This window comes from Streptomyces sp. NPDC048257, from assembly GCF_043201855.1.
In the GTDB taxonomy this organism is placed as follows: domain Bacteria; phylum Actinomycetota; class Actinomycetes; order Streptomycetales; family Streptomycetaceae; genus Streptomyces.
The window spans coordinates 106,805-130,442 of sequence record NZ_JBICZI010000009.1 but is presented as its reverse complement, the minus strand read 5'-3'; the positions used below and the strand labels follow the sequence as shown (position 1 = coordinate 130,442).

21 protein-coding genes and 1 pseudogene are annotated in these 23,638 nt (G+C 71.0%); 7 read left to right on the top strand and 15 right to left on the bottom strand.

Annotated features, from left to right (window positions below):
* The first annotated feature begins 11 nt into the window (after positions 1–11).
* Complete coding sequence (locus ACGFZK_RS19915; protein WP_393850183.1) at positions 12–566, top strand: ferredoxin; 555 nt, start codon at positions 12–14, stop codon at positions 564–566.
* A 78-nt stretch (positions 567–644) separates the two neighbouring features.
* Here the strand turns inward: ACGFZK_RS19915 and ACGFZK_RS19910 are convergent, their stop codons facing one another.
* The 11 genes and pseudogenes from ACGFZK_RS19910 to ACGFZK_RS19860 form a co-directional block, all read right to left on the bottom strand.
* Positions 645–1,922: a thymidine phosphorylase gene (locus ACGFZK_RS19910; protein WP_393850182.1), complete on the bottom strand. Its 1,278-nt coding sequence runs from the start codon at positions 1,920–1,922 to the stop codon at positions 645–647.
* 103 nt (positions 1,923–2,025) lie between these two features.
* The gene (locus ACGFZK_RS19905) at positions 2,026–2,424 is read right to left on the bottom strand and encodes a cytidine deaminase (RefSeq protein ID WP_393850181.1); all 399 of its coding nucleotides are present in this window, start codon (positions 2,422–2,424) and stop codon (positions 2,026–2,028) included.
* Complete coding sequence (locus ACGFZK_RS19900; RefSeq protein WP_393850180.1) at positions 2,421–3,686, bottom strand: ABC transporter permease; 1,266 nt, start codon at positions 3,684–3,686, stop codon at positions 2,421–2,423. The genes ACGFZK_RS19905 and ACGFZK_RS19900 overlap by 4 nt, the downstream gene beginning before the upstream one ends.
* Positions 3,683–4,798, bottom strand: coding sequence for an ABC transporter permease (locus ACGFZK_RS19895; protein WP_393850179.1), 1,116 nt, complete (start codon positions 4,796–4,798; stop codon positions 3,683–3,685). The genes ACGFZK_RS19900 and ACGFZK_RS19895 overlap by 4 nt, the downstream gene beginning before the upstream one ends.
* A complete protein-coding gene (locus ACGFZK_RS19890) occupies positions 4,795–6,462 on the bottom strand; it encodes an ABC transporter ATP-binding protein (protein ID WP_393850304.1) in 1,668 nt (555 codons plus the stop codon). Before ACGFZK_RS19890 ends, ACGFZK_RS19895 begins: the two co-directional genes overlap by 4 nt.
* Positions 6,463–6,680: 218 nt before the next feature.
* Positions 6,681–7,742 (bottom strand): BMP family protein, encoded by a 1,062-nt coding sequence (locus ACGFZK_RS19885; protein ID WP_393850178.1) that lies wholly within the window; start codon positions 7,740–7,742, stop codon positions 6,681–6,683.
* Positions 7,743–7,994: 252 nt separating this feature from the next.
* Positions 7,995–9,239 (bottom strand): amidohydrolase, encoded by a 1,245-nt coding sequence (locus tag ACGFZK_RS19880; RefSeq protein ID WP_393850303.1) that lies wholly within the window; start codon positions 9,237–9,239, stop codon positions 7,995–7,997.
* Between the two features lie 137 nt (positions 9,240–9,376).
* Positions 9,377–10,558, bottom strand: a complete 1,182-nt coding sequence (locus tag ACGFZK_RS19875; protein ID WP_393850177.1) for a hypothetical protein — start codon at positions 10,556–10,558, stop codon at positions 9,377–9,379.
* Positions 10,559–10,605: 47 nt separating this feature from the next.
* The gene (locus ACGFZK_RS19870; protein WP_393850302.1) at positions 10,606–11,514 is read right to left on the bottom strand and encodes an N-acetylneuraminate synthase family protein; all 909 of its coding nucleotides are present in this window, start codon (positions 11,512–11,514) and stop codon (positions 10,606–10,608) included.
* Positions 11,515–11,958: 444 nt separating this feature from the next.
* A pseudogene (locus tag ACGFZK_RS19865) lies at positions 11,959–12,324 on the bottom strand (cytidylyltransferase domain-containing protein); the annotation flags it as partial.
* Positions 12,321–13,643, bottom strand: a complete 1,323-nt coding sequence (locus tag ACGFZK_RS19860) for a DUF6716 putative glycosyltransferase (protein ID WP_393850176.1) — start codon at positions 13,641–13,643, stop codon at positions 12,321–12,323. The pseudogene ACGFZK_RS19865 and the gene ACGFZK_RS19860, both read right to left, overlap by 4 nt.
* 176 nt (positions 13,644–13,819) lie before the next feature.
* Here ACGFZK_RS19860 and ACGFZK_RS19855 point away from each other — a divergent pair, with 176 nt between their 5' ends.
* On the top strand, positions 13,820–14,800 hold the full coding sequence (locus ACGFZK_RS19855; RefSeq protein WP_393850175.1) for a glycosyltransferase family 2 protein: 981 nt from the start codon (positions 13,820–13,822) through the stop codon (positions 14,798–14,800).
* A complete protein-coding gene (locus ACGFZK_RS19850; protein WP_393850174.1) occupies positions 14,800–16,191 on the top strand; it encodes a polysialyltransferase family glycosyltransferase in 1,392 nt (463 codons plus the stop codon). The genes ACGFZK_RS19855 and ACGFZK_RS19850 overlap by 1 nt, the downstream gene beginning before the upstream one ends.
* 31 nt (positions 16,192–16,222) lie before the next feature.
* Here ACGFZK_RS19850 and leuE read toward each other — a convergent pair whose 3' ends face one another.
* Together leuE and ACGFZK_RS19840 are read right to left on the bottom strand one after the other, a co-directional pair.
* Positions 16,223–16,873, bottom strand: coding sequence for a leucine efflux protein LeuE (gene leuE / locus ACGFZK_RS19845; RefSeq protein WP_393850173.1), 651 nt, complete (start codon positions 16,871–16,873; stop codon positions 16,223–16,225).
* Positions 16,874–16,918: 45 nt separating this feature from the next.
* Complete coding sequence (locus tag ACGFZK_RS19840; protein WP_393850172.1) at positions 16,919–18,499, bottom strand: methylmalonyl-CoA mutase; 1,581 nt, start codon at positions 18,497–18,499, stop codon at positions 16,919–16,921.
* Positions 18,500–18,703: 204 nt separating this feature from the next.
* Here ACGFZK_RS19840 and ACGFZK_RS19835 point away from each other — a divergent pair, with 204 nt between their 5' ends.
* On the top strand, positions 18,704–19,576 hold the full coding sequence (locus ACGFZK_RS19835; protein ID WP_393850171.1) for a peptidoglycan-binding protein: 873 nt from the start codon (positions 18,704–18,706) through the stop codon (positions 19,574–19,576).
* Positions 19,577–19,850: 274 nt separating this feature from the next.
* On the opposite strand, the gene ACGFZK_RS19830 is transcribed toward ACGFZK_RS19835, so the two are convergent.
* Together ACGFZK_RS19830 and ACGFZK_RS19825 are read right to left on the bottom strand one after the other, a co-directional pair.
* Positions 19,851–20,870 carry a hypothetical protein gene (locus tag ACGFZK_RS19830; RefSeq protein ID WP_393850170.1) on the bottom strand — a complete coding sequence of 340 codons (1,020 nt, stop codon included), beginning with the start codon at positions 20,868–20,870 and terminating at the stop codon, positions 19,851–19,853.
* A complete protein-coding gene (locus tag ACGFZK_RS19825; RefSeq protein ID WP_393850301.1) occupies positions 20,870–21,613 on the bottom strand; it encodes an RNA polymerase sigma factor in 744 nt (247 codons plus the stop codon). The genes ACGFZK_RS19830 and ACGFZK_RS19825 overlap by 1 nt, the downstream gene beginning before the upstream one ends.
* Positions 21,614–22,049: 436 nt before the next feature.
* Between ACGFZK_RS19825 and ACGFZK_RS19820 the strand changes: the two genes are divergently transcribed.
* The 3 genes from ACGFZK_RS19820 (at position 22,050) to ACGFZK_RS19810 (ending at position 23,625) form a co-directional block, all read left to right on the top strand.
* The gene (locus ACGFZK_RS19820) at positions 22,050–22,604 is read left to right on the top strand and encodes a 2-oxo-4-hydroxy-4-carboxy-5-ureidoimidazoline decarboxylase (RefSeq protein WP_393850169.1); all 555 of its coding nucleotides are present in this window, start codon (positions 22,050–22,052) and stop codon (positions 22,602–22,604) included.
* Positions 22,605–22,756: 152 nt separating this feature from the next.
* The gene (gene sdhC / locus ACGFZK_RS19815) at positions 22,757–23,137 is read left to right on the top strand and encodes a succinate dehydrogenase, cytochrome b556 subunit (RefSeq protein WP_393850168.1); all 381 of its coding nucleotides are present in this window, start codon (positions 22,757–22,759) and stop codon (positions 23,135–23,137) included.
* Positions 23,138–23,142: 5 nt separating this feature from the next.
* The gene (locus tag ACGFZK_RS19810; RefSeq protein WP_393850167.1) at positions 23,143–23,625 is read left to right on the top strand and encodes a succinate dehydrogenase hydrophobic membrane anchor subunit; all 483 of its coding nucleotides are present in this window, start codon (positions 23,143–23,145) and stop codon (positions 23,623–23,625) included.
* The last annotated feature ends 13 nt before the right edge of the window (positions 23,626–23,638 follow it).

The window sequence follows — 23,638 nt, the reverse complement described above, 5'->3', positions numbered from 1 at the left end:
ACAATGACGCGATGAAGCCTGCCTACTGGGATCCGGTGCCCTACGCCCGTCGGCTCGTCACACCCGGGGCCCTCCGCTTCCCGGTGTTCACAGGGGTCTGGGCCGAGCGGAACCGGCGCAACGTCCCCGGCCCGTTCTACGGGGCGGACACCGACTGCATGGAGCTCGGCCGGTGGGAGGCTCCGCGCCACATCGCCTACGACGGCGACCAGGAATTCGTCTACCGCCAGCCGGTCAACGCCTTCGAGACCGAGCACCTGCTGAGCGCCGCCCGGCTGGAGCTGTACTCCGGCTACGGCTGGGACGGCGACGACCACTGGACCGTCGGGGCCGTTCGCGACTGGTGGCGAGGCCGCGGGCGGATCCGTGAATGGGCCGTCTCCGCCGCCGCCGAGCGGGACGCCGGCGACCCCGAATTCCGGGTGCACCACAAGGACGCCGCCCGCGGCCTGCGCGACTTCGTCGCCCATATCGACGACGGCCTGGAGTCCTACCTACGCGGCTACCTGTTCTGGCTGGAGCAGCGACGCGAACCACGACCCGACGAGGCCCTGCCCCTGCTGTAGGTCCCGGCAGGGCCCGGCATGCCGAACGGGACCGGTGGAAGTCCACCGGTCCCGTTCATACGGAGGGGAAGCCGCAGGTCAGGCGATGCGGTCCAGGACGATCGGCGTGGCGGAGAAGGCCGTGCCCGCCGGGGCGATGTCGTACGTGCCCGCCAGGGAGGCGAGGGCGTACTCGAACTTCTCCGGGGTGTCCGTGTGCAGGGTCATCAGCGGCTGGCCCGCAGTCACCGTGTCGCCCGGCTTCGCGTGGAGCTCGACGCCCGCGCCCGCCTGCACCGGGTCCTCCTTGCGCGCGCGGCCGGCGCCCAGGCGCCACGCGGCGACGCCGACCCCGTACGCGTCCAGGCGGGTCAGGACGCCCGATGCGGGGGCGGTGACCACGTGCTGCTCGCGGGCCACCGGCAGGGTCGCGTCCGGGTCGCCGCCCTGGGCCGCGATCATCCGGCGCCAGTGGTCCATCGCGGAGCCGTCGGCCAGGGCCTTCGCCGGGTCGGCGTCCTTGATGCCCGCCGCGTCCAGCATCTCCCTGGCCAGCGCGATGGTCAGCTCGACCACGTCGGCGGGGCCGCCTCCGGCCAGGACCTCGACCGACTCGCGGACTTCGAGGGCGTTGCCTGCGGTCAGGCCGAGCGGGGTCGACATGTCGGTGATCAGCGCGACCGTCTTCACCCCGCTGTCCGTGCCGAGGCTGACCATCGTGTGGGCCAGCTCCTGCGCGTCCGCGAGGTTCTTCATGAAGGCGCCGGTGCCGACCTTGACGTCCAGGACGAGCGAGCCGGTGCCCTCGGCGATCTTCTTCGACATGATCGAGGAGGCGATCAGCGGGATGGCCTCGACCGTGCCGGTGACGTCGCGCAGCGCGTAGAGCTTCTTGTCCGCCGGGGCCAGGCCGTCGCCCGCCGCGCAGATGACCGCGCCGGTGGTGTCCAGGACGTGCAGCATCTCCTCGTTGGAGAGCAGCGCGCGCCAGCCGGGGATGGACTCCAGCTTGTCGAGGGTGCCGCCGGTGTGGCCGAGGCCGCGGCCGGACAGCTGCGGCACGGCCGCGCCGCAGGCGGCGACGAGCGGCGCGAGCGGGAGGGTGATCTTGTCGCCGACGCCGCCGGTGGAGTGCTTGTCGGCGGTCGGGCGGGAGAGGGAGTCGAAGTTCATGCGCTCGCCGGAGGCGATCATCGCCGCGGTCCAGCGGGCGATCTCCGTACGGTTCATGCCGTTGAGCAGGATGGCCATCGCCAGCGCCGACATCTGCTCGTCGGCCACGACACCGCGGGTGTACGCGTCGATGACCCAGTCGATCTGCTCGGGGCTCAGCTCACCGCGGTCCCGCTTGGTCCGGATGACGGAGATGACGTCCATGAGGTGCTTCCTTCTACGCGCATAGAGAGAGGGAGGAGAGGGGTTCAGGGAACGGAAGTACGACGGCCCTCCGCCCGGCAGGGGCGAAGGGCCGTCGGCACGGCTATCTCAGGTGGTCGGGCCCGAAGGCCTGCGGCAGCATCGCCGCCAGCGGGAGGACCCCGTCCGGGGTCTCCACCAGCAGCTCGTCGCCGCCGAACTCGTACAGCAGCTGGCGACAGCGGCCGCACGGGACGAGGATCTCGCCCTTGCCGTCCACGCAGGTGAAGTGCGTGAGGCGGCCGCCGCCGGTGGCCTGGAGGGAGGAGACCAGCCCGCACTCGGCGCACAGGCCCAGTCCGTAGCTGGCGTTCTCGACGTTGCAGCCGGTCACGACGCGGCCGTCGTCCACCAGGGCGGCGACCCCGACCGGGAAGCCCGAGTACGGGGCGTACGCCCGGGTCATCGCGTCCCGGGCGGCCGTCCGCAGGGCTTCCCAGTCCACCGCCTGACCGGAGGTCACTTGCCCTGGCCCTTGCGGTACGGCATGCCGTCCGCCTTGGGCATCCGCAGGCGCTGCGCCGACAGCGCGAGCACCAGCAGCGTGGTCAGGTACGGGGCGGCGTCCACGAACTGGCTCGGCACCGAGTCCGTCGTCGCGTACCAGAGGAACAGCAGCGCGGCGAAGGCCGCCGCGACGCCGGCCTGGATGTACTTCTTCTTGTACAGCTGCCAGGCGAAGACCAGCACCAGGAGGATGGCGATCAGCAGCAGCATCGCGTGGACGTTCTCGGCACCACCGCGCAGCTTGAGGCTGTCGATGAAGCCGAACAGGCCCGCACCCATCGCCATGCCGCCCGGCATCCAGTTGCCGAAGATCATCGCGGCGAGACCGATGTAGCCGCGGCCGCCGGTCTGGCCCTCCTGGTAGATCGGGCTGGCGACCTCGGACAGGAACACGCCGCCGAGGCCCGCGAGGGCGCCCGAGACGATCACGGCGATGTACTTGTACTTGTAGACGTTGACGCCCAGCGACTCCGCGGCGATCGGGTTCTCACCGCAGGAGCGCAGCCGCAGGCCGAAGGAGGTCCGCCACAGCAGCCACCAGGTGGCGGGGATCAGCAGCAGGGCCACGATGGTCAGCAGCGAGATCTCGGTGACCAGACCGCCGATGACGCCCGCGAGGTCCGAGATGAAGAACCAGTGCTTGCCCTGGAGGTCGGACATCCAGTCGGACAGCCCTGGAACGGTGACCTTGTAGATCGGCTCGACCTGCGGCGACTGCTTGGAGGAGCCGCCCGGGGCCTCGGCGAACGTGAAGTTCGACAGGTACTGGGTGAAGCCCAGCGCCAGGATGTTGATGGCCACACCGGAGACGATGTGGTTGACGTTGAAGGTCACCGTGATGATCGCGTGCAGCAGGCCGCCGACGGCGCCGCCGGCGATGCCGACGAGCACACCGGTCCACGGGCCCCACTGGTAACCGGCCCAGGCACCGAACCAGGTGCCGAGGATCATCATGCCTTCGAGGCCGATGTTGACCACACCGGCACGCTCGGCCCACAGACCGCCGAGACCGGCGAGACCGATCGGCACGGCGAGGGAGAGCGCGCCGGAGACCTGGCCGACGGAGGTCAGGTCGTCGGCCCCGCTGATCACGCGGACGAGCGAGACCAGCGCGAGGGCGCCCGCGACGATCAGCATGATCCACGGGAGGGTGAGCTTCTTGCGGCCGCCCGGCTTCTTCGGGGCGGCACTCGTCGCGGAGACGGTACTGGTGCTCACGCCGCGACCTCCTTGTCGGTCTTGATGGCGCCGCCGGCGGCGAGTTCCTCGCCGACCTTCTGCTGCTGGCGGCGGATGCCGTAACGGCGGACGAGCTCGTAGGAGACGACCACCGCGATCACGATCAGGCCCTTCATGATCGTGCCGATCTCCTTGGCGTAACCGGCCGTGTCGAGACCGGCGGACGCCTTGTCGATGAAGGCCATCAGGAGTGCGGCGAAGAAGATGCCGACGGGGCTGTTGCGGCCGAGCAGCGCGATGGTGATGCCGGTGAAGCCGACGCCCACGGGGAAGACGAGGGTGTACGTGTGGCTCTCACCGAGCAGTACCGGCATGCCCGACAGACCGGCGACGGCGCCGGAGATGAGCATCGCGGTGATGATCATCTTCTTGGAGTCGACACCCGAGGCCGCGGCGGCGGACTCGCTCGCGCCGCTGGCGCGCAGGTCGAAGCCGAAACGGGTGCGGTTGAGCACGAACCAGTAGACGATGCCGAGCGCGAAGGCCACGAACGTGAAGCCGTAGATCTCGCCCGAGTCGCCCAGCGAGAGCGCCGGGAACCAGCCGGACTGGGCGATCTCGCCCGTGGTCAGGTCGTTGGAGCCCTCCACCTGGACGCCGAGGTTCTTCGGCAGGATCAGCCAGGCGATGAGGCTCGTCGCGATCGCGTTCAGCATGATCGTCGAGACGACTTCGCTGACGCCGCGCTTGGCCTTCAGGACACCCGCGATACCGGCCCAGAAGGCGCCGGTCAGCATCGCGACGAGCACGATCAGCAGGATGTGCAGCGGGCCGGGCAGTGCGATGGCGCCACCGACCACGGCGGAGACCATCGCGGCGAGACGGTACTGGCCGTCGACGCCGATGTTGAAGAGGTTCATGCGGAAGCCGATGGCGACGGCCAGGGCTGCCAGGTAGTACGTACCGGCCTGGTTGACGATGAGGACCTGGATGTCCTCGTACCCGCCGTTCTCCACCATGAGGCGCAGGGGCTCGATCGGGTTGATGCCCGTCGCCCCCAGCACGATCATGGTCAGCACGAAGGCGGCCACCAGCGCGAGCGCGGGCCCGGCGATGGCGAGCATCAGCCGGTCCTTGTCGAATGTCTTCATCGGGCCTCGTCCTCCGGCGATTCGGTACCCGCGTCGGTACCGGCGGAGTGGTTGTCGGTTGCTTCCAGGTGCCCCGAAGCGGCGCCCGTCATGGCGGTGCCGAGCTCCTCGGGCGTGACGGTCGCGGGGTCCGCGTCCGCGACCAGCCGGCCTCGGTAGATCACGCGCAGGGTGTCGGACAGGCCGATGAGCTCGTCCAGGTCCGCGGAGATCAGCAGGACCGCCAGGCCTTCGCGGCGGGCCTCGCGGATCGCGTCCCAGATCTGCGCCTGCGCGCCGACGTCCACACCGCGGGTGGGGTGGGCGGCGATGAGGAACTTCGGGTTGTGGCTCATCTCGCGGCCGACGATCAGCTTCTGCTGGTTGCCGCCGGAGAGGGACGCCGCGGTGACCTCGATGCCCGGGGTGCGGACGTCGTACTCGCGCACGATCCGCTCGGTGTCCTTGCGGGCCGCCTTCAGGTCGAGGATGCCGTTCTTGGAGTTGGGTCGCTCGGTGACGTGGCCGAGGATCCGGTTCTCCCACAGCGGGGACTCCAGCAGCAGGCCGTGGCGGTGACGGTCCTCGGGGATGTACCCGATGCCGCCCTCGCGGCGCTTGCGCACCGGAGACTTGGTGATGTCGGTGCCGTCCAGCGTGATCACGCCCGCGTCGGGGGTGATCATGCCCATGAGCGCTTCGATCAGCTCGGTCTGGCCGTTGCCCTCGACGCCCGCGATGCCGAGGATCTCGCCCTTGTGGATCGTGAAGCTGATCCCGTCGAGCAGGAGCCGGCCGAGTTCGGCGCGCGGGTCGGTGGTGCGGTCCATCGGCAGGACGACGCGGGCCGAGGTCTCGTCGCGGACCATGACGACGCCGGTCTCGGCGACGGTCAGGTCCTCGACCTTGAGCATCGGGGTCGTGGTCACCGTGGACTCGCGGGTCTCGGGCGAGGGCAGCTCGGAGCCGACCATCAGCTCGGCGAGCTGCTTGGTGGTGGCGGTCTTCGGGTCGGCGGTGCCGACCGTGGTGCCGCGCCGGATGACGGTGATGTCGTCGGCGACCTTCAGTACCTCGCCCAGCTTGTGCGAGATGAAGATGACGGTCAGGCCCTCGGCCTTGAGCTCGCGCAGGTTGTCGAAGAGTGCGTCCACCTCCTGCGGCACGAGCACGGCGGTCGGCTCGTCGAGGATGAGGATCTTCGCGCCGCGGTAGAGGACCTTGAGGATCTCCACGCGCTGCCGGTCGGCGACACCGAGGTCCTCGACCAGGACGTCGGGGCGTACGCCGAGGCCGTACGCGTCCGAGATCTCCATGATCTTCCTACGGGCCTTGGCGCCGATGCCGTAGAGCTTCTCGCCGCCGAGAACCACGTTCTCCAGGACGGTGAGGTTGTCGGCGAGCATGAAGTGCTGGTGCACCATGCCGATCCCGCGGGCGATGGCGTCGCCGGGGGTGTGGAAGGAGACCTGCTCCCCGTCGATGGCGATGGTGCCCTCGTCCGGCTTCTGCATGCCGTAGAGGATCTTCATCAGGGTCGACTTGCCGGCGCCGTTCTCGCCGATCAAGGCATGGACCGTGCCCTTGCGGACGGTGATCGCGATGTCCTTGTTGGCGACGACGCCGGGGAAGCGCTTGGTGATGCCGTGCAGTTCTACGGCGGGGGGCGGGCTGGACGCGTTGATGACGCACTCTCCTTGGCGCGGAAGGAGCGGAAGGCAGGGGGGGACAGGGCGGGGAGAGAAAGTATCGCGTCCACGATGCTTCTACGCGCGTAGCACTGTCGGAAGTGAAAACTAGCGACCGCGGAGGCCACTTGGTCACAGAACGTGGCTCGGGGCCCGGGAGCGATAGCGACCGCTTCCCGGACCCCGGAGACCAGGACTACATGTCAGCAACGGCCTTACGGCGCGGTCTTGACGGTGATCTTCTTGGCGATGATGTCGGCCTTGGCCTTCTCCACCGCGGCGATGACGTCCGCCATCTCCTTGTACTTCGGGTTGGAGTCGGCCAGGCCGACGCCGTCCTTGTCCAGGCCGTAACGGATCTCACCGGTGGTGGGCTTGCCGTCCTCGACCGACTTGATCAGGTTGAAGACGGAGTCCGAGACGTCCTTGGTGACCGAGGTCAGGATGGCGTCCTTGTACTTCGCCAGACCGGCCTGGTTGTACTGGTCGGAGTCGACACCGATGGCCCACTTGCCCTTGGCGGAAGCGGCCTCGATGGCACCCGAACCGGCCAGACCGGCAGCGGCGTAGACCACGTCGGCGCCGCCCGCGTCGAGCTGACCCAGCGCGGCGGCCTTGCCGAGGTCGGGCTTGGCGAAACCGTCGAAGTTCGGCGGCTGGGTGAGGTACGCGGAGAGCACCTTGGCGTTCGGGTTGGTGTCCTTGACGCCCTGGGTGAAGCCCGCCTCGAACTTCTTGATCAGCGGAACCTCGACACCGCCGATGAAGCCGACCGTGCCGGTCTTCGACACCTTGGCGGCGGCGACGCCGGCCAGGTAGGAGCCCTGCTCCTCGTTGAAGACGAGGTTGGCGATGTTCGGGCCGGTCACCGAGGTGTCGTCGATGATGCCGAACGTGGTGTTCGGGAACTTCGGCGCGACCTTCTTGATGGCCGGAGCGTAGGCGAAGCCGACGCCGATGACCGGGTTGTTGCCCTTGCGGGCCAGCTCGGTGAGGCGCTGGACCTTGTCGGCCTCGCCCTCACCGTCGGTGGGCTCCGCCTCGGCGCCCTTGACCTTCAGATCGGCTTCCGCCTTCTTCAGACCGGCGTAGGCGGCGTCGTTGAACGACTGGTCGCCGCGGCCACCGATGTCGTACGCGATGGCTGCGGACTTCTGACCCGACTCCGAGGGGGAGGCGGAGGAGTCCGACGACTTCTTTCCGCCACAGGCGGTGGCCGAGAGGGCCAGCGCCGCGGACGCGATGCCCACGGTGGCGATCCTGGTGATCCGGCGCAAGGGGAGGCTCCTTCAAAACCTGACCGAAGCGCCACGACCGGCGCTGGTTTCGCGGCGATCGTAACGCGCGTAGATGTCAGTTAAAGGCCCGTTCATGAGTCGTTATCGGATCGTCGTGAACCGGACAGTGACCGATTGGTAACTCCTTACGTGTCCGACCCTTGTGTACCAAGGGTCGGACACGCCTGACGGGAGACCCGCAGATGTTGTAAGGAGTTTCCCCCGGCCGGCGATCGGCCGGCGATCGGCCGGCTACCGGCCGGGCACGGCGCGACGCCCGTCGAGCAGTGCGGCGGCCGTGAAGAACTCCACGCCGACCGCGATCGCGGACTCGTCCACGTCGAAGTCCCCGCGGTGCAGGTCGCGCTTGGCGGTGTCGCCGGGCTTGCGGACTCCCAGCCGGGCCATCGCGCCCGGGACGTGCTCCAGGTACCAGGAGAAGTCCTCGCCGCCCAGGCTCTGCTCGGTGTCCTCGACCGACTCCGCGCCGCAGCGGATCCCCATCGCCTCCCGCAGCAGCTCGGTGATCACCGGGTCGTTGACCACCGGAGGCACTCCGCGCACGTGGTTGATCTCGAACTTGGCCCCGTGCATGGTCGCGATCTCGTCGATCGCCGCGTGGATCATGTCCGGCGCCTCGTGCCAGGCGTTCAGGTCCAGGCAGCGCACGGTTCCGGACAGCTCGGCGTGCATCGGGATGACGTTGCAGGCGTGCCCGGCCTCGATCCGGCCCCAGGTGACCGACATGCCCGAACGGGCGTCCATCCGGCGGGCCAGCAGGGCCGGGGCGTCGACGGCGACCCGGGCGGCGGCCGTCACCAGGTCGGTGGTCAGGTGCGGGCGTGCGGTGTGCCCGCCGGAGCCGGAGAGGCTGACCTCCAGCCGGTCGCAGGCGGAGGTGATGGCCCCGGCCCGCAGCCCGATGCGCCCCGCGTCGACCCGGGGGTCGCAGTGCACGGCGACGATCCGGCCCACGCCGTCCAGTACCCCGGAATCGATGGCGTCGGTGGCCCCGCCCGGGAGCACCTCCTCGGCGGGCTGGAAGAGCAGCCGTACGGGACGGGGCAGCAGCCCCTGCCGGTCGAGCTCGGCGAGGACCAGCCCCGCCCCGAGCACCACCGCGGTGTGCACGTCGTGGCCGCAGGCATGGGCGCGGTCCGGGAAGGTCGAGCGGTACGACACGTGCGTCTTGGCATCCGGGATGGGCAGGGCGTCGATGTCCGCGCGCAGGGCCAGCATCGGCCGGCCCCCGTCCCAGGTGCCGACGTCACAGATGAGGCCCGTGCCGGACTTCAGTACCCGTGGTCGCAGGCCGGCTTTCTCCAGCCGGGCCTTGATCGCCGCGGTGGTACGGAATTCCTGGTGTCCGAGCTCCGGGTGCATGTGCAAGTCCCGGCGGAAGGCGATCAGTTCGGTACGCAGGTGGTCCGGAAGCTTGCCGGGCAGCTCGGGCCGGTCGGACGCGGCGGGCTGGGCGGTCTGGGACTCGCGGGACATCAACTGGTTCACCCGTTGAAGGGTAGGCGCACGGGCGGGTCAACTGGCCGGGGATCACGAAAAGTTCATGCCGTTAGGGGAAAGAAACCCGGCCACTGGACGCATGACCGTATGCGCCCGAGGGTAAACTCGCGCGCTCATCCGGCCGTGGGAGCCGCCTGGGCAGGCAGTCTGCGCACATCACGCGCGGTCTCCGTGACCCCCGCCAGGAAGCTGCGGGCGCGCGGGGAGGCGGACCCGGTCAGCCAGGCGGGGTCCACATCGCATACGGCGACCGTGACACCGGTACCGGTGAGGGCGTACGGCAGCGTGTGGACGACGGTGGACGGAAAGCTGACGATCGTCCGGCCGACCGGACCCCGCCGGGCGATCAGCTCCAGCGGCAGGTCCGGGCGTACGATCTCCAGCCCGGTCGCCCGGCTCAGCGTGCGCAGCTTCTCCGGGGACTCGCGGCGGTGGGCGAAGTAGCGGGTGGCGCCGTGCTCCAGGGTCAGGGCGCGCACCGCGTCCAGATAGCGGTCCGGGTCCACCACCCCGGTCTCCACCAGCGAGGTGCCGACCAGGTCGGTGCCCCTGGTCAGGCGGGGCGGGCCGAACCGGGCGCGGGTCCAGGAGAAGTCGTTGACCCGCAGCGTCATCCCGCCGTGGGCGGTGACGGGCATCGAGCTGAACACCTCGACGCGGTGGCCGCGGCCCGCGGCCGGGGTGAAGCGGCGGCGCGCGGTCGCCGAGACGGGTGCGTACGCCAGCTCGCGGACCCGGCCGGGCAGCCCGCCGCCCCCGACGCGGTGCCACCGTACGAGGCGTTCGCCGCGGGCGGTCTGGGCCATGAACTCCATGGTGGCGGTGCCGTCGTCGACCACCACCAGCTCCTCGGCGCGTACGAGGGTGAGCAGGAGCTGGACGTAGCGCGAGAAGGGGTCGCCGACCACGACGGTGCGCGCGGCGCGTACCTCGCGCGCCAGCGCGGCCAGCGCCTTCAGCGGCGCGAACCGGCTGCCGCGCGCCTCCTGCCACCGGACCTCGTGCCCCTCGTCCCGCGCCAGGGCGGCCATCCGGCGCAGCTGGCCGCGGGACATCGGGTCGGTGGGCGGCAGGACCACGATCCGCAGCGGGGACTCGGCGTCCGCCGGCCGGGAGCCGGGGCCGGGCAGGGCCCCGCCGGCGGCGCGGCGCCCCCGCTGGCGCGGGACGCCGTCCAGCTGCGGCGGCTGTGCGGTGCGCGCGTACGCCCACTCCAGGACGTTCAGGAGCTGGACCGGACTCTCGACGAACGCCAGGGTGGAGCCGGACGGGGTGGAGGGGGCGGAGGGGGTCACCACGTACTCCTTGTCGGGGGGCGGACTCGTACGCGCCGGACCGGACGTCAGACGGCTGCCAGCTCGCCCCGGACGCGGCGGAGCTTCTTCATGGGGCCGAGTTCGGACTCGTAGACGCGCTTGATGCCGTCGCCGAGGGCGGTCTCGATGGTGCGGATGTCTCGGACCAGGCGGGTCAGGCCGCCGGGCTCGACGGAGGCGGCCTGGTCGGAGCCCCACATCGCGCGGTCGAGGGTGATGTGGCGCTCGACGAAGGCGGCGCCCAGGGCGACGGCGGCGAGGGTGGTCTGCAGGCCCGTCTCGTGGCCGGAGTAGCCGATCGGGACGTTGGGGTACTCCTCGCGGAGGGTGTTGATCACCCGCAGGTTGAGCTCCTCGGCCTTGGCCGGGTACGTCGAAGTCGCGTGGCAGAGCAGGATGTTGGCGCTGCCGAGCACCTCCACCGCGTGGCGGATCTGCTGCGGGGTGGACATGCCGGTCGACAGGACGACGGTGCGGCCGGTGGCGCGCAGGGCGCGCAGCAGCTCGTCGTCGGTGAGGGAGGCGGAGGCCACCTTGTGGGCGGGGACGTCGAACTTCTCCAGGAAGGCGACGGCCTCGGTGTCCCACGGGGAGGCGAACCAGTCGATGCCGCGCTTGGCGCAGTGATCGTCGATGGCGCGGTACTCGTCCTCGCCGAACTCGACCCTGTGGCGGTAGTCGATGTAGGTCATCCGGCCCCAGGGGGTGTCGCGTTCGATGTCCCACTGGTCGCGCGGGGTGCAGATCTCGGGGGTGCGCTTCTGGAACTTCACGGCGTCGCAGCCGGCTTCGGCGGCGGCGTCGATGAGGGCGAAGGCGTTGCCGAGGTCGCCGTTGTGGTTGATGCCGATCTCGCCGACGACGTAGACGGGGCGACCGGGGCCCGCGGTGCGGGAGCCGAAGGTACGCAGGCGGGGGTCTGTGGTGGAGGTCATGGCAGGGGGCGTCCTTCGGTGCGGGGGTGTGCGGGGTGTGAGCTGCGGGTCGGGGTGCGAGGAGGGGCGTGCGGAGGGGTGTGGGGCGGGGTGTGCGGGCGGGTGTGGGGCGGGGTGTGCGGGCGGGCGCGGGTCGAGCAGGGGTGCGAGCAGTCGGGCGCGGGCCAGGTCGTGCGGGTCGTCGATCTCCAGGACCCGGGCGGGATCGGTGGCGACGGTCAGGGTGCGGCCGAAGAACCGGTGCCGGGCGCTGCGGAAGCCCGTGGCGTCCATGGCGTAGGCGGCGCCCGTCTCCAGCAGGTCCTGCGGCCGGTCCTGGCGCCGCGGGCGGTGCGCCCGGTCGTGGTTGACCCCTGTCCCGGAGCCGTCGGCCCCGTCCCGCCAGAGGAAGCCGTGGAAGGGGGCCACGGTCAGGGCCGAGTCGGCCGCCCCGGAGGCGACGGCCACGGCGACCGACTCGACGTCGGAGGTGGCGAGGAAGGGGCTGGTGCACTGGACGAGGAGGACCACGTCCACGACGACCGAGTGCAGCTCCTCGAAGGCGGCGAGCGCGTGCAGGACGGCGGCCTCGCTGCTCGCCGTGTCACCGGAGATCGCGGTGGGGCGGGCGATGACGTCGGCTCCGGCTGCGCGGGCGGCGGCGGCGATCGCCTCGGAGTCGGTGGAGACCACCACGTCGGTGACGGTCGGCGCGGCCCGGCAGGCCAGGACGGCGCGGGCGACGAGCGGGGTGCCGGCGACGTCGGCGAGGTTCTTGCCCGGTACCCCCTTGGAGCCGCCGCGGGCCGGGATGACGGCGAGGACCCTCACAGCTCCCCCAGCCTGCGGATCACCGGGGCCACGCGCTGCACCCCGTGCCGGTACGCCCCGCGGGCGGCCTCGCGCAGGTGGGCGCGGAGCCGGCGGCGCAGCCGGGACTCCCCCGCCGCCGGGCGGGCCGCGCCGGGCAGCGGGGTGCCGTCGGGGGCGAGGTGGTGCCGGGCGAGGATCCCGGGGAGGTAGCCGGGGGCGGTGGTGCGCGTGTAGTAGGGGGCGGGCGAGGGCAGCCGGGCCGCGGCGAGCAGGCCGGCGGCCTTGGCCCGGGCCACGGCGTAGGCGTCCGGGCCGGCTCCGTCCGCGCCCGCCGGGGGCGGGACGCCCTGCGCCGCCAGCCAGACCGGGTCCCCCTCGGGGAGGAGGCCGGAGTCGATCTGGTCCCAGGAGGCCAGGCAGCCGGAGCCCAGGAAGTGGTGGTTGCCGAGGGCCTCGCGGATGCCGAGGTCGGTGAGGATCGCCGTCGGGATGGACCGGTGCAGGGACTCCAGGGCGGCCGTGGAGGAGACGGTGACCAGCAGGTCGGCGCCGTCCAGAACCTCGCCCATGTTCCCGTACACCAGACGGCAGTTGGCGGGCAGTCCGCCCGGGATCCGCTCCGCGAGCCGCTGGTACGGCTGCTCCTCCAGGTGTGTGGTGTGCTCCCCGGGCCTGCTGCGCAGTTTGATCAGCACCTCCCGCTCCGGGTGCAGGCGCGCGTGCCCCGCGGCCCGTTCCAGCAGGTAGGCGCGGTCGGCGCGGCCGTCGGGTACGGAGGGCTGGACGGCGAAGACCACCGTGTGGGCCCGGCTCCCGGCCGGCTCGTACGGCGCCCCGCCCAGGAAGGGCAGCGCGGTCTCGGTGACGGCGGCGGCGTCCGCGCCGGCGCCCTCGTACACGGCGCGGAACCGCTCGGCGTCGTGGCGGGAGTTGGCGAGGACGAGGTCGGCGCCGTGCCGCAGCAGCAGTCCGTCGGCGAGCTTCTCGTACACGACGCCCACGTAGCCGGTGACCAGTACGGGGCGCCTGGCCGGGGCCGGCCACAGGGCGCGGGCGCCGTGCAGGACGGCCTGGACGGCCCCGCCGACGAGCGCGAGGACGACCACGTCGTAGCGCTCGCACTCGATCTCGGCGAGGAACTCGGCGCAGGTCACTTCGGAGAGCCGGTCGGCCCGCACCCCCACCTCACCGAGCTGGCGCGCGGTGGGTGTGGCGCGGCCGCGCAGCAGGAATCCGGTGAGCTGGTGGTCGGGCACGAGACGGCGGGCGGTGAGGGCGCCCCATTTCCATCGCGTATCGGAATCGGCGAGTACGGCGACGCGTTTGCGTTCTGGCACGCGGCAGAAACTATTCCGCGAATTCAGTGATCGGCCCAACGACCGCACAACAGCGGGTTAACAACGCGTCGACGAAATGCGAAAGCGCACGGGTTAACTCGCCCGCCCCGCTCCGTTCACATGGAATCCGCGTCCGGGCCACAGTGAATGCCGGCCGGCGCCCTAATGTTTCGCAGGTGCCCAAGCTCTCTGTTGTCGTGCCGTTCTACAACGTGCAGACATACGCACCGGATGCCCTGAAGAGTCTCGAACTCAACGCCCGGGACGATTTCGAGTTCCTGCTCGTCGACGACTGCTCGACGGACGGGACGCCCGACCTGCTGGAGCGGGCGGCGCGCGATCTGCCGGGGGCGGTGCACCTCAGACACGAGCGCAACGGCGGCCTGGCCACCGCGCGGAACACCGGTCTGGACGCGGCCCGCGGCGAGTACCTGGCCTTCCTGGACGGGGACGACTGGCTGGCGCCCGGCCACCTGGCCCGCACGGTGGCCGCCATAGAGGATCTGAGCTGCGATTTCGTCCGCACCGACCATGTGAAGTGCACAGGCCGGTCGCGGAGCGTGCAGCGCGTCCCCTACGGCCCGCAGTCGGTGGTCGCCGATCCGCGCACCGCGATCCTGCCCGTCGACCGGGCCACCTCGGTGGACTATCCGTATGCCTGGGCCGGCATGTACCACCGGCGGCTGCTGGACCGCGGGTTGCTGCACTTCACCGACGGGTTGCGGACCGCGGAGGACCGGCCGTGGATCTGGCGGCTGCACCGGGAGGCGGCGTCCTTCGCCGCGGTCGGGCTGCCCGGGGTCTTCTACCGGCGCGGGGTTTCCACCTCATTGACGCAGATCGGCGACGAACGGCAGCTCGATTTCATCCCCGCATTCGATCAAGTACTAGCCGGCGTGCTCGATGACCGGGAATCCGATCGACTGCTCCCGAAAGCCGTCCGAACCTATTGTGCAATTATCGCCCACCATTGGGGATCCATCGAGAGGTTCGAGCCGGAGGTGGCCAAGAAGCTCCGCCTCATGAGCTCGGCCGCGCTCGGCCGCATGCCGCAGGACGTACTGGACCAGGTCCTGGACTCGATGGACGTCGAACGCTCCACCGTGCTGCGCCGCCTGCGCGGCGGCCGACGCACGCCGTCGGGGGCGAGCGCCTGATGCCCACCCAGATCTTCCTGGCCTCCACCCTCTACGGCGCGGCCACGCTCGCGGCGGGCATCGACGCGGGCGCCTTCCCGCCCGCCGGCCGCCGCATCCTGCTGACCAGCAACCACGCCGTCACCGCCGAGGTCACCCCGGGGGTCGCGGACATGCCGGGCTTCGCCGCCCTGCGCTCCCGCTTCGACGAGGTCCTCGACTGGAACCGCGTCATCGAGCCGCAGCATCCGAGCACCTGGGCCCCGCGCCCGGAGGACGTCCCGATCTGGGAACGGCAGCTGCGCACCCTGTGGAACCTCGGCGAGGACCGGATCGAGCTGATCGTGGAGTCCCTCCAGGTCCCGCCGGCCCAGACCCTGTGCCGGCTCTTCCCGGGCGCCGCCGTCGACGTCTACGCCGACGGGCTCATGAGCTACGGACCCACCCGCTTCCGCCTCGATCCGCAGCTCGGGATGCGGGTGCGCCGGGTGCTCCACCTGGACCTGGTGCCCGGTCTGGAGCCCCTGCTGCTGACGGAGTTCGGGGTGCGGGTGGAACTGGTGCCGACCGAGCCGTTCCTCAAGGTCCTCACCGAGCTCACCGAGGCCACAGCGACGACCGGAGCCCCGGCGGCCGGCCCTGCGGAAACCGCCGGGCCCGCGGAAACCGCCGGCCCCGCCGGGCCCCCCGCCCTGCTCCTGGGCCAGTACCTCTCGGCCCTCGACCTGATGACCCTGGCCGAGGAGGAGGAGCTCCACGTGTCGATGGTCCGCGGCGCCCACGCCCTGGGCCACCGGGAGCTGGTCTTCAAACCGCACCCCGGCGCCCCGGCCGCGTACTGCACGCGGGCGCGGGCGGAGGCCGAACGGCTCGGCGCGCGGCTGACCGTCGTCGACGCCCCGGTCCTGGCCGAGACCCTCTACCAGCGGCTGCGCCCCGCGCTGGTCGTCGGCTGCTTCTCCACCGGGCTGCTGACCGCCGCCACGCTGTACGGGCTCCCGGTCGCCCGGACCGGCACCGACGCGGTCCTGGCCGCCCTCACCCCGTACCCGAACAGCAACCGGATCCCGCTGGCCCTGGTGGACGCCCTGCTCCCGGACCTCGCCGACGCGGAGGCGGTACGCACCTGGACGCCGCCGACCCCCGAGCAGGTCCGGGGAGAACCGGCCGCACTGCTCACCGCCGTCGGGTTCACCATGCAGCCGCAGATCCTGGCCGCGCGCCGGCCGGCGGCCGAGGCCTACCTGGCCCAGCGCCTGACCCCGCGCACCTGGCGGTACTTCACCCGCCGCCGGCTGACCACCCTCGGCCTGCCGGGCGGCATCCCGGCGCAGCTGTCGTTCCTGCCGCGCAGCCGGGCGGTGCGCCGGGCCGTACGGCGGATGGGCCGGCTGCGCCGGGCGCTCGGCTGACGGCGTCCGCCGACCCCGTCGACCGAGCGCCTCAGCTGACGGCGAGCTTGGCCGCGAAGCCGAGGAACAGCACGCCCGCCGCCGAGGTGGCCCCGGCCGACAGCCGCCTGCGACGGCGGAAGGCCGCCGAGAGGCGGGTGCCTCCGAAGATCAGCAGCGTCAGGTACAGGAAGCTGCCCGTCTGCAGCAGACCGCCCAGGAGCAGGAACGACAGCGCCGGGTAGGCGTACGACGGGTCCACGAACTGCACGAAGAAGGACATCAGGAAGAGGATGGCCTTCGGGTTCAGGAGACTGATCAGCAGCGCCCGCCGGTAGGGCCGCTCGTTCTCCGCCGGGTCCGCGGGCACGGCGGGCTCGGCCTCGGCCCGCTCCGCACGCGTGCGCCACAGCGCCCAGGCGCCCCGCATCATCCCCACGGCCAGCCACGCCAGGTAACCGGCCCCGAGGAACTTGACCACGGTGAACACCAGCGGGCTCGCCCGGAGCAGCGCCCCGGCGCCCAAGGCGGTGAGCAGCATGAGCACGGCGTCGCCGGTGAACACCCCGGCGGCGGCCTTGTACCCGGTGCGCACCCCGCGGCGGGCGGCCACGGACAGCACGTAGAGCGAGTTCGGCCCCGGCAGCAGAACGATCAGCACCAGGCCGGCGAGATAGGTCGGAAGATCTGTCACACCCAGCATGCGCAGGAGTGTCCCATAGAGTTGCACCTGACGCGCCAGTGCGTTTCACCAGGTGGAACCGGTGGGCTCGTAGGTCCCCCAGACCTCCCTCAGCGCCCCGCACACCTCACCCACCGTGGCCCGGGCCCGCAGCGCCTCCTTCATCGGGTACAGCACGTTCGCCGTACCCGCAGCAGCCTCCTTCAGGGCGTTCAGTGCCGACGTCACCGCCGCCCCGTTGCGCTCCGTCCGCAGCCGCGCCAGCGCCGCGCACTGCCGTGCCTCGATCGCCGGGTCGACGCGCAGCGGCTCGTACCGCTCCTCGCGCTCCAGCGCGAAGCGGTTGACCCCGACCACCACCCGCTCCCCGCTCTCGGTCTCCTGCGCGATGCGGTAGGCGTTCCGCTCGATCTCGGCCTTCTGGAACCCGGCCTCGATCGCCGCCACCGCCCCGCCCTGGTCCTCGACGCGGCGCATCAGCGCGAGCGCCGCCTCCTCCAGTTCGTCCGTCATCCGTTCCACGGCGTACGACCCGGCGAAGGGGTCCACGGTGTGCGGCACGTCCGTCTCGTGCGCGAGGACCTGCTGGGTGCGCAGCGCGAGGCGGGCGGACTTCTCCGTCGGGAGCGCGATCGCCTCGTCGAAGGAGTTGGTGTGCAGCGACTGCGTGCCGCCCAGTACGGCGGCCAGGGCCTGCACGGCCACCCGTACGAGGTTCAGCTCCGGCTGCTGCGCGGTCAGCTGGACCCCGGCCGTCTGGGTGTGGAAGCGCAGCATCAGCGACTTCGGGTCCCGCGCACCGAAGTCCTCCCGCATGACGCGGGCCCAGATCCGCCGGGCCGCACGGAACTTCGCGACCTCCTCCAGCAGGGTGGTGCGGGCGACGAAGAAGAAGGAGAGCCGGGGGGCGAACTCGTCGACGACCATCCCCGCCGCCAGGGCCGTACGGACGTACGCGATGCCGTCGGCGAGGGTGAAGGCGACCTCCTGCACGGGCGAGGCCCCGGCTTCGGCCATGTGGTAGCCGGAGATGGAGATGGTGTTCCACCGGGGGATCTCGGCGCGGCAGTAGCGGAAGGTGTCGGCCGTCAGCCGCAGCGAGGGGCCGGGCGGGAAGATGTACGTCCCGCGCGCGATGTACTCCTTCAGTACGTCGTTCTGGACCGTCCCCGTCAGTTGCGTGCCCGGGATGCCCTGTTCCTCCGCCACCAGTTGGTAGAGCAGCAGGAGCAGTGCGGCGGGGGCGTTGATCGTCATCGAGGTGGAGACCCGGTCGAGGGGGATCCCGTCGAACAGCGTCCGCATGTCGTCGAGCGAGTCGACGGCGACGCCGACCTTGCCGACCTCGCCCTGTGCGAGGGGGGCGTCGGAGTCGTGTCCCATCTGCGTGGGCAGGTCGAAGGCGACGGAGAGCCCGGTGCCGCCGCCCTCGATGAGCTGCCGGTAGCGGGCGTTGGACTCGGTGGCCGTGCCGAAGCCGGCGTACTGCCGCATGGTCCACGGCCGACCGGTGTACATGTTCGGATAAATCCCCCGAGTGTAGGGGAAGTCGCCCGGTCGGCCGAGCTCGGTCTCCGGGTCCCACCCCGTCAGGTCACCGGGCCCGTAGACGGGTTCGACGGGGATTCCGCTCTCGGTGCGTGCCATGTGACGTAGTCCTCCGTAGAGCAACCGGGCCCGGGACTGATAAAACCTCCCCGAGCCACCGCTGGGGTGCCCCCAGCCGCGAATCGCTTCGTAAGGCTGCGGACGACTGCCGGTCACAATGGCGCAACATCCCGGGACCGAGTGCAACTCTCCACGCGCGCGAAGCATCACCTAGATACACGACGTAGAAACCGGGGGACTGCAATGCAGCGCCAGAGAGTCATAATCCGCACGATCGGGGTGGCAATCGCCGTCGCGCTCACCGCGACCGCCTGCGGGCCGCAGAAGACGGAGTCCGCCGGCTCCGCCTCATCGGCTTCGTCCTCGCCCACGGCGGGCGCCTCCCCCGAAGCCTCCCCGAGCACCGACAACAAGCCGGGCGAGGCCTCTCCGTCACCCTCGGCCTCGGCATCGGCGTCCGCGTCGGCCTCTCCTTCCCCCTCGGTGAAGCAGATCATGGCCAACGGCGACGACAGCGACCAGGTCCGCGAGCTCCAGGCCCGGCTGAGGCAGCTCAAGCTGATGTCGGTCGCGCCGACCGGTTTCTACGGTTCGAAGACGACGGCCGCGGTCAAGTCCTTCCAGTCGAAGAACGGGCTGAACGCCACGGGTTCGGTCGACGAGGCCACCTGGAAGAAGATCCAGAGCTCCAGCAAGAAGCCCACCGCCGACGAGCTGCGCCCGCCGACCGTCAACGAGGTCGACGCGCCGGACCCGCGCTGCATGCAGGGCCGCGTCATGTGCATCAGCAAGGAGAGCCGCACCCTCGCCTGGATGATCGACGGCAAGGTCGTCTCCACGATGGACGTGCGCTTCGGCTCCGAGAACACCCCGACCCGCGAGGGCGTGTTCAACGTGGGCTGGAAGGCCAAGGAGTGGACGTCGACGATCTACCACACGCCGATGCCGTACGCGATGTTCTTCAGTGGCGGCCAGGCGGTGCACTACTCGGCCGACTTCGCGGCCCGCGGCTACAACGGCGCCTCGCACGGCTGCGTGAACGTCCGGGACAAGGGCAAGCTGTCGGCGCTGTTCGACCAGGTGCAGGTCGGCGACAAGGTCGTCGTCTACTGGTGATGCCGTGGAGGCCGGGACCGGATCTCCGGTCCCGCGAGGCCTGCGGCAAGCAAGAAGCCCGAGGCGATGCCTCGGGCTTTTTCGGTCTGCGGTACCTGCAGGGTCTGAAGTAAAGGGCGCGGGCAGGGCCGGGGGAACGTGCCCCGCCCGCGCCGGTTGCGCAGAGCCCAGGGGTACGGGGGGAACCCCGGCTCATGCGCGGCCGATGACCAGTCGGCTCGATAGGTACTGCGTCACCGGTTCGAAAAGTGTTACAGGCGGGTCAGCGCATGTGTCAGCGGCCGACGTGCTGGCCGATGGAACCCCGCGGGACCGCCGGTGTCAGGGTCGGCGCCCGGAGCGTCCCGTCCCGTTGCGGGACGTCGTTGCGCTTGCCGCCGGAGCCGTCGTCGTCCAGGAGCGACTTGCAGTACTCCGGGATCCGGGTGAGGCCGTTGGCCAGGCGCGTGAGCCGCTGACGGCGCTCCTCGTCGAGCTGGCCCTTCTTGAACCCCTCGCAGAGGTCCACGGCCTTGAGGAGTTCCTCGCGGTCGCGGTCCTTGCCCTTGTCCCCTCCGGAACCGAAGGTGTCCCGGCCGTCGCCGTCCTTGCCGCTCTGGCCGCCCTGGGCGTCCTTGCCGCCCGAGCCGCCGATCGCCGACGTGCCCGCGGAGGTGTCGCCGCCCGTGCCGGTCCCGGGGGCTGTAGGGCCGTCCGTGCCCGGTGTCTGCGGAGTTCCCGGGACGACCGTCGCATTCGAGCCGTCCGGCAGGACGGTGGGCTTCGACTTCGGGGTGGGGGTCGGGGCTCCGCTGCCGATGCCCGGGGCCGGGTTCTCGCCGGCGCTCACGGACATCGCCGGACCGGGTCCCGCACTGTCGTGCCGGGACCGCTCCAGCAGCCCGGCGCCCATCGCCGCGGCCACTCCGCCGACGGCGACACTGGCCAGGGCCGCCGCCAGGCCGAAGCTCACGGTCCGGCCGCGCCGGGAGGCGGGGACGGGCGCGGGGATCACACGGCCGAGGTCGATCAGGGGTTCGGTGGACGCGGCCGCCATCTCGGGGCGTGCCACGGAGGGGCGCGCGGCGCCGCGCGCCGTACGGAAGGCGGCCACCGCCGCGGCCTCGCCGGGAAGTTCCGCGCCCGCGGGCAGCGGCTCGCTCACGGCACCCAGTGCGTCCAGGGCGGCCCGCAGCCGGGCGGCCTCGGTCCGGGCACGCTGATCGGCGGCCGGCCCCACAGGTTCCACCGGTTCCCCGCGCAGCAGTTTGTCCGCCGCGGCTTTGTCCAGCCACCTGTTGCGCTCGTCGGCCATCACATGTCCTTCTGCGTCCGCCAACGTGAATCCGTCACACCGGTTTGTTCTATGAAGCCCCCGCCACGGCCACGCTGTGCGGGTACGGCGTCGAGATCCCTCCCGCCCCCGCCGTCCCATGCCTGGCCACGGGCATTATGGCCGACCGTCGCGCCCGCGCCGGAGGCGGTGTCCGGGTCCGGGTCGTGGCCGCCCTCCGCGCCGAGCAGCTCGGCCAGCTTCTTCAGGCCCCGGTGGGCGGCGGTGCGGACGGCGCCGGGCCGCTTCCCCAGGGTCTCGGCGGCGCTCTTGGCGTCCAGGCCGACCACGACCCGCAGGACGACGGCCTCGGCCTGGTCCTGCGGAAGCTGCGCGATGAGCGCCATGGTCCGCCCGGTGGAGAGGGACTCCATCGCCGCGCCCGCGGTGTCGCACTCGGCGGCCCAGCCGCTCAGCTCGGTGTCGTCGCCGCCGATGGCGGGACGGCGGCCGCGCATGCGGATGTGGTCGAGGGCCCGGTTGCGGGCGATGCGTGCGGCCCAGCCGCGGAAGCGGTCGGCGTCGCCGGTGAAGGAGTCGAGGTCGCGGGCGATCTGCAGCCATGCCTCGGAGGTCACGTCCTCCGCGTCGCCGTCCCCGACGAGCGTGCGTACGTAACCGAGCAGGCGTGGGTGCACGGCGCGGTACACAGCACGGAACGCGTTCTCGTCGCCGTCCTGTGCCGCGAGCACCGCGGCGGTCAGCTCCGCGTCGTCCCCCAGCAAAGTCCCCAACCCGTTCACTGTCCTGTACGTGTGGCGCAAATCAGCACGTTACGGCTTTCAAGCACCTCTCGTCCACGAGTGATACAACGTGCAACCAACCCTGTGCGGAGCGAGGTGTGACACAAAACGCACCCGAGGCGCTGACAGGGGTACGGGCTTGTCGCACGAGCCCGTGACGGATGGCGGCCGGGGCCTCTCCTGTGGGGGGTGGCGGCCTCGGTCGCCCTCCCCCTCCCGGGGCCCTCACCATGCCTGCCCGTGGCGCTCACGTCATCCTTTCGGCTCACTTCCGGGTGAAATCCCCGAATCGGTACGACACACCCTGCCCTGCGTCGATAGCGTGGCGGTACACCCCCGCCGCGCCCCGAGGAGCCCCCTGCTGTCCAGCCACCTTCCGGCACAGGCCCCAGGAGGCATTGCCCGGACGAAGCCAGCGGTGAGCTCCGACCCTTCCCGCGGCTGCGAGCCTTCTCACTCCTACGGGCTCGCGCGGTTCAACGCTCTGCCCCCCGAAGCCGCCCGGGCCGTCCTGCTGCACTGCTGCGGAAGCCGGCGCTGGGCTCACCGGGTGGCGGCACACCGCCCCTACCCCGATCCCGAGTCCCTGATCGCGGCCGCGGACGAGGCCTCGTACGACCTCTCGCAGGGCGACCTGACCGAGGCGCTGGCCGCGGAGTCCTCCGCGGAGCTGGACCACGGGGCTCCGTACGCCGCACTGCTGGCCCTCGACGCAGCCCACGCGGAGTACGAACGAAAGTTCGGTCACGCCTTCGTGATCTGCCTCGACGGCCACCCGCCGGAGGAGCAGGCCGACCAGCTGCTGGGCGCGATCCGCCGGCGGATGGGCCACGAGGTGGACGAGGAGCGCTCGATCTCCGCGGACGAGCTGCGCCGTGTCGCCCAGTCCCGGCTCCGGGATCTGACACGCTGGCTGACCTCGCCCGATGGGCTGACTGCCACGGAAATCGGGCTATTCGCCCCTGTGGGATAGTCCGTACGTGCCTGTTTGATCACACCGATGGCCCCCGCGCAAGGGAACCGACAAAGCGTCGCTACGATGTCCGGGGCCGGAGGACCGTACCCGGCCGGGCCCGACCGACAAAGAAGCCGGCTGGCCCCCGCCCCGCTTCCGGAGGGTTTTCCGTGCCGGCTGGAACGTTGTACCGCGGCCGGGAAGGAATGTGGTCCTGGGTGGCTCATCGAGTCACCGGCGTCCTCATTTTCTTCTTCCTGTTCGTACACGTCCTCGACACCGCTCTCGTTCGCGTCTCCCCCGAGGCGTACGACGATGTCGTTGCTACCTACAAGACTCCGATCGTCGCGCTGCTGGAATACGGCCTCGTCGCCGCCATCCTGTTCCACGCGCTCAACGGTCTCCGTGTCATCGCCGTGGACTTCTGGTCCAAGGGCCCCCGCTACCAGAAGCAGATGCTCTGGACCGTCGTGGGCATCTGGGCCGTACTGATGGCCGGGGCCCTGTACCCCGTCCTGGGCCACGCCTACCTCGAACTCTTCGGGAAGTGACACGCATGTCTTCTGACACTTCTTTCGAAAAGGGCATCGGTGACATCGAGGGCGCGTCCCTCTACGACATCGACAACCCCGCCCCGTACATCGAGGCACCGCGCAAGCGCACGGGCAAGACCCCGCGCTCGACCCGCGGCAACTTCGAGATGGCCGCGTGGCTCTTCATGCGCCTCTCGGGCATCGTGCTCGTCGTCCTGGTCATCGGCCACCTGCTGATCCAGCTGGTGCTCGACGGCGGCGTGTCCAAGATCGGTTTCGCCTTCGTGGCCGGCCGCTGGGCGTCCCCGTTCTGGCAGGTCTGGGACCTGCTGATGCTGTGGCTGGCCATGCTGCACGGCGCCAACGGTCTGCGTACCGTCATCAACGACTACGCGGAGCGTGCCAACACGCGGCTGTGGCTGAAGGGCCTGCTCTACACCGCCACGGTGTTCACCATCCTTCTGGGCACGCTGGTGATCTTCACCTTCGACCCGAACATCCGCTAGGCAACGGGGCTGA

Excerpts from the sequence above, each read along its gene's own strand:
- ACGFZK_RS19915 (WP_393850183.1), top strand. The coding sequence starts at position 12 with ATGAAGCCTGCCTACTGGGATCCGGTGCCCTACGCCCGTCGGCTCGTC.
- ACGFZK_RS19850 (WP_393850174.1), top strand. The coding sequence starts at position 14,800 with ATGCCCACCCAGATCTTCCTGGCCTCCACCCTCTACGGCGCGGCCACG.
- ACGFZK_RS19840 (WP_393850172.1), bottom strand. The coding sequence starts at position 18,499 with ATGGCACGCACCGAGAGCGGAATCCCCGTCGAACCCGTCTACGGGCCC.
- ACGFZK_RS19895 (WP_393850179.1), bottom strand. The coding sequence starts at position 4,798 with ATGAAGACATTCGACAAGGACCGGCTGATGCTCGCCATCGCCGGGCCC.
- ACGFZK_RS19870 (WP_393850302.1), bottom strand. The coding sequence starts at position 11,514 with ATGACCTCCACCACAGACCCCCGCCTGCGTACCTTCGGCTCCCGCACC.
- ACGFZK_RS19830 (WP_393850170.1), bottom strand. The coding sequence starts at position 20,870 with ATGGCCGACGAGCGCAACAGGTGGCTGGACAAAGCCGCGGCGGACAAA.
- ACGFZK_RS19835 (WP_393850171.1), top strand. The coding sequence starts at position 18,704 with ATGCAGCGCCAGAGAGTCATAATCCGCACGATCGGGGTGGCAATCGCC.
- ACGFZK_RS19910 (WP_393850182.1), bottom strand. The coding sequence starts at position 1,922 with ATGGACGTCATCTCCGTCATCCGGACCAAGCGGGACCGCGGTGAGCTG.
- ACGFZK_RS19810 (WP_393850167.1), top strand. The coding sequence starts at position 23,143 with ATGTCTTCTGACACTTCTTTCGAAAAGGGCATCGGTGACATCGAGGGC.
- ACGFZK_RS19880 (WP_393850303.1), bottom strand. The coding sequence starts at position 9,239 with ATGTCCCGCGAGTCCCAGACCGCCCAGCCCGCCGCGTCCGACCGGCCC.
- leuE (WP_393850173.1), bottom strand. The coding sequence starts at position 16,873 with ATGCTGGGTGTGACAGATCTTCCGACCTATCTCGCCGGCCTGGTGCTG.